4 protein-coding genes are annotated in these 4797 nt (G+C 70.3%); 1 reads left to right on the top strand and 3 read right to left on the bottom strand.

Annotation, left to right across the window (positions count from 1 at the left end; genetic code table 11):
• The 3 genes from K206_RS0125590 to K206_RS0125580 all read right to left on the bottom strand — a co-directional run.
• Positions 1–653, bottom strand: a 653-nt coding sequence (locus tag K206_RS0125590) for a glutathione S-transferase family protein (RefSeq protein WP_020205231.1), incomplete at its 3' end; no start/stop codon positions are given.
• A 239-nt stretch (positions 654–892) separates the two neighbouring features.
• Positions 893–1918, bottom strand: coding sequence for a complex I NDUFA9 subunit family protein (locus K206_RS0125585; RefSeq protein ID WP_020205230.1), 1026 nt, complete (start codon positions 1916–1918; stop codon positions 893–895).
• Between the two features lie 88 nt (positions 1919–2006).
• A complete protein-coding gene (locus K206_RS0125580; protein WP_020205229.1) occupies positions 2007–3965 on the bottom strand; it encodes a lytic transglycosylase domain-containing protein in 1959 nt (652 codons plus the stop codon).
• A 114-nt stretch (positions 3966–4079) separates the two neighbouring features.
• Here K206_RS0125580 and K206_RS0125575 point away from each other — a divergent pair, with 114 nt between their 5' ends.
• Positions 4080–4700 carry a 5-formyltetrahydrofolate cyclo-ligase gene (locus tag K206_RS0125575; RefSeq protein WP_020205228.1) on the top strand — a complete coding sequence of 207 codons (621 nt, stop codon included), beginning with the start codon at positions 4080–4082 and terminating at the stop codon, positions 4698–4700.
• Positions 4701–4797 lie beyond the last annotated feature (97 nt).

The following is a 4797-nucleotide window of genomic DNA, read 5'->3' as shown; positions in this document are numbered from 1 at the left end:
GGGAGCCGGTACGGCTCGTCCGCCACGATGAAGTCGCGCTCCTCGCGCGCATCGGCGATCCACGCCTGCATGGCCGGCAGCGCCAGGATGAAGTCGGCGTAGCGCTTGGCTTCGTCGGGCAGGTGCGTGCCGTAGGTGGCGAAGCGGCTGACCACCGGCGCGAAGTACGCGTCGGCGATGGTGAAGGCGCCGAACAGGAACGGGCCGCCGGCGCCGAAGCGCGCGCGCAGGTCGGTCCAGATCGCGGCGATGCGGTCCACGTCGCGCTGCACGGCGGCGTTCCAGCCGAGGCCGGGCAGCATCGCGGTGGCGTTCATCGGCATCTGGCTGCGCAGGTTGCCGAAGCCCGCATGCATCTCCGCGCAGACCGAGCGCGCCAGCGCGCGCGCGTCGCGCTCGGCCGGCCACAGCTGCTTCTCGGGAAAGCGCTCGGCCAGGTATTCGGCGATCGACAGCGTGTCCCACACGGCGAGGTCGCCGTCGACCAGCACCGGCACCTTGCCGGCCGGCGAATGGCGCGCGACCACCGCGTCGAAGTCCGGCGTGGACAGGCGCACCTTGATCTCCTCGAAGGCGATGCCGGCCTGCCGCATCAGCAGCCACGGGCGCAGCGACCAGGACGAATAGTTCTTGTTGCCGATGACGAGCTTCATCGCGGAATCCTTGCTGGAACTGGGAGAGGGAGCGGCCGGGAAAGCACACCGGCGGAACAAGGCATTGTAGCCAGCCGCGCCCAGCCGATCCAAGCGAATTGCGCTCGCAGCGATGTGAGCGCGGGTCACAAGCGGCTCACAAGCGGGTCACAAGCCGATCACTGGCGCGTCACGGGCGGGCCGCGCCCGGCCCGCCGGCCCGCCGGCCCGCACCATCCGCACCATCCGCACCGGCAGCTTCAGCGATACACGCTGCGCCGCAGGGTCTGCATCTGGCTCTCGTGGCCGCGCCCGGCCAGCACGTCGGTCATCACCGCTTCCAGGCTGACCGGCTGGCGCAGGCCCAGTTCCGGCGCGAGCGAGCCGGCCATGACGTTGTCGAGCCGCATGGAGTCGAGGTTGTCGCGCGTCATCACCGGCGTGCCCGGCATGTGCTCCAGCACGGCCGCCTGCAGGCGCGCGAGCGCGTCGGGCAGGTGCAGGACCGGGCGCGGGTGGCCGCTGGCGCGCCCGGCATAGCGCACCAGCGCCTCGAGCGTGTAGACCTGCGGCCCGGCCAGGTCGTAGGCGTAGCCGACGGTGGCCGGCGTGGCCATCGCGTTGACGAAGGCCTGCGCCACGTCCTGCACGTAGACCGGCTGGAAGCGCGCCTGCGCGCACGCCAGCGGCACCACCGGCGCGATCTGCTGCATGTGGGCGAACAGGTTGAGGAAGTGATCGTCGGGCCCGAAGATCACGGACGGGCGGAAGATGGTCCAGTCCAGCCCGCTTTCGCGCACCACGCGCTCGCCGTCGCCCTTGCTGCGCAGGTACATCGACGGGCCGGCGCTGTCGGCGCCCAGCGCGCTCATGTGCAACAGCCTGCGCACGCCGGTGCCGCGGCAGGCCGCCACCAGGCGCCGCGGCAGCTCCACGTGCGCCGCGGCGAAGGCGGCGCCGTAGGGCTCGGCGCGCTCGCCGTGCAGGATGCCGGCGAGGTTGACCACGATGCCCTCGGTGCCCAGCGAGCCGACCGCGGCGTCGAGCGCCGCCTCGTTGCGCACGTCGAGCTCGACGACTTCCACGCGCGGCAGCAGCAGCAGGTGCTGGGCGTGCTCGGCATCGCGCGCGGCGGCGACGATGCGCTCGGGGTCGATGGGCGGCTCGGTCACGCTGCCCGGCTCGAGCGGCGTGGCCGAGGCGGTGGCCACGCCCGCCAGGCGGGCCACCAGGTGGCTGCCGACGAAACCGGCGGCGCCGATCACTAGAACGTTGCTGGTCTGCATGGATTCCTCCGTGGCAAGGCCCGGCCGGCGCGCGTCCCGGATGGGGCATGCGCCGGCGGCCGCACTCGCCGGCAGACCGCGCGCCGGCTCAGGGCAAGGCGGTGGTGGTGATCTGCGACGGCGACACCGTGCCCAGGCGATCCTTGAGCGACTGCGGCCTGCCGCTCATCAATGCAGCATAGTACGTGGCGTTCGACAGCACGTTCTTGACGTAGGTGCGGGTCTCCGCGAACGGGATGGTCTCGGCGAAGACCGCGCCCTCGACCTGGCGCGGCAGGCTGGTGCGCCAGCTCTTGGGGCGCCCCGGGCCGGCGTTGTAGGCGGCCGAGGCCAGTGTCCACGAGCTGTCCAGGTCGGTGAACACCATGCTCATGTAGTTGGTGCCGAGCATGATGTTGACGTTGGGATCGCCCATCATCGACGGCGAGAAATCCGTCATGCCGATCTTGCGCGCGACCCACTTGGCGGTGGCCGGCATCACCTGCATCAGGCCGTGCGCGCCGGCCGACGAGCGCGCGTTCATGATGAAGCGCGATTCCTGGCGCACCAGGCCGTAGGCCCACGCCATGTCGAGGCCGACGTCGTCGGTGGCGCGCTGCATGATGTCGCGGTAGGGCATCAGGAAGCGCAGCGAGAAATCGTGCTCGGCCTGGGTGCGGTCGGCGGTGTTGACGGCGCGGTCCAGCAGCTCGATGCGGCGCGCGTAGTCGGCCGCGGCCAGCAACTGGCGGTCGGTCATGCCGCGCAGCTCCCAGTTCCACTCGCGGTTGCCTTCGAAGCGCAGGTTGAGGTCGTAGAACTTCTGCGCGCGCAGGAAACCCGGGCGCGCGCGCATGGCGTTGACCTCGGCGTCGCTGACCTGGGTACGCGCGGGCAGCACGGTGCGGTTGCCCAACTCTTCATTGGCAAGCTGGCCGTAGAAGTTGAACTGGCCGGCGATGGCCTGGAACTGCTGCTGCGCCTCGGCGGCGCGGTTGTCGGCCTTGAGCGCGCGGCCGTACCAGTAGGTCCAGGCCGGGTCCTTGGCGCGCAGCTCGGGGCGCATGGCCTCGACCGCCATGCGCACCTGCTTCCAGTCGCCCTGGCGCAGCGCGGCGCGCACGCGCCACTCCTGGCTTTCGTCGGACAGCCACTGGTTGCCGCCCAGGTCCATCTGGCGGCGGTAGTAGCCGGCCGCCTCGGGCGCCAGCTTCTTGGCCGCGAACTGGCCGATCACGCCCCAGCCCGCGCCCTGCTCGTCGCGCGACAGGCCGGCGGCGCTGGCGTTCAGGTAGGCGGCGGCCTGCGACGGATCGTTGCGCGCCATCTTGACCACGGTGGCCAGCGTGTTGCTGTCGCCGCGCGCCTCGGGCGCGGTGGCGGCGATGCGCCCGGCCAGCGTGACGAAGTTCTGCTCCAGCGCCTGGCGTGCCTGGAAGGCCACGTCGCTCGGCTCGATCTGGCGGCTCTGCGCGAGATAGCCGATCAGGTCGACGCAGCCTTCGCCGTAATACTTCGGATCGGCCAGCGCCGCGCGTGCCTCGGCCGCCACGTTCTGGCCCTTGAGCGCGCGCGACAGCAGCGCATAGCACTCCACCTGGGTGTCGTCCTTGAGCACGAACTGCGGGTACTCGGCGTCGAAGTTCACCCAGTCGCGCTTCTTGCCCAGCACCAGCAGCCAGTCGTTGCGCATGCGGTCGGCAATGGCCTCGCCCTTGTAGCGCTGCAGGAACGCGCGCACCTGGTCGTCCGGCGCGTCGATGCGGGCCAGGCCGCTGGCGTCGAACATCTGCGGCTTGATGCGGAAATATTCCACGTACGACGAGATCGGGTAGTCCACCAGCGTGGCCGAGATGGCATCGGTGCGGACCACGTCGTTCTTGCGCGCGGCGTCGCGCAGCGCCACGAAAGCGTCGTCGGGATTGCCCGGGATGAAGGTTGCCGGGGATTGTGACTGCGGCTGCGGCGATGGCCGCTTCTGCGCAAACGCCGGCGCGGCAAGCAGCGCACACGCGATCGCCGCGAGGGCGGCCCTGGCCGCACGCTGCGGATATACTCCCTTCGGCATTCTTGGCTTTCCTTGTTGTGACGGCCGGACGGCATCGCCTTCTCCGCTCTTGTCGAAGGGCCCGCGTCCGACCGTGCGATATTTGGTCGACAGCAAACATTATCCCACGCAGCCATGCCCAGCGACGAGGTTCGCAACCGTTCCGGCGCGCCCGGCAAACCCGCCGCGCAGGCCCCCGCCAGCGAAGCACGTGGCGCCCTGCGGCGCCGGCTGCTGGCGCTGCGCGCCACCCTGCCCGCGCGCGCCGACGCCGATGCCGCCATCGAAGCCGCGCTGGCCACCCTGCTGGAACGCCTGGCCGCGCGGCGCCTCGGTTTCTACTGGCCGATCCAGCACGAGTTCGACGCGCGCGCCACCGTGACGCGCTGGCTGGCCGCCGCCCCCGGCCGCCAGGCGGCCCTGCCGGTGGTCAGCCGCCCCGGCGCGCCGCTCGACTTCCACCTGTGGCAACCCGGCACCGCGATGACCAAAGGCCACTACGGCATTCCGATTCCCGACGGCACGCCGGCCGTGGTGCCCGACGCGCTGCTGATTCCATGTGTCGGTTTCAGTGTCGATAAGTTCCGGCTTGGATATGGGGGCGGGTTTTATGACCGCACACTGGCGGCGCTGGCAGCCGGCGGGGTCACTCCGGTGGCGATTGGGGTTGGTTTTGAGGCTTGCCGGATTGCGCTGGCCGCGCAGGGGCATGATTTGGCTATGGATTGGATTGTTAGCGAAGGGGGGTGTTTTTGAAGGGGGTTTCTTAGTTTTCTTGTTTGGGCTTGGGTGGGGGCTTTGTTCTAGCTGCTGTGGGTCTGGCTTGAGACTTGGATGGGGTCCTTGTTCGGGC

Origin of the sequence: Cupriavidus sp. WS (genome assembly GCF_000395345.1) — a bacterium.
Classification (GTDB): Bacteria; Pseudomonadota; Gammaproteobacteria; order Burkholderiales; family Burkholderiaceae; genus Cupriavidus; species Cupriavidus basilensis_B.
This window is presented reverse-complemented; position numbering and strand designations above follow the sequence as displayed.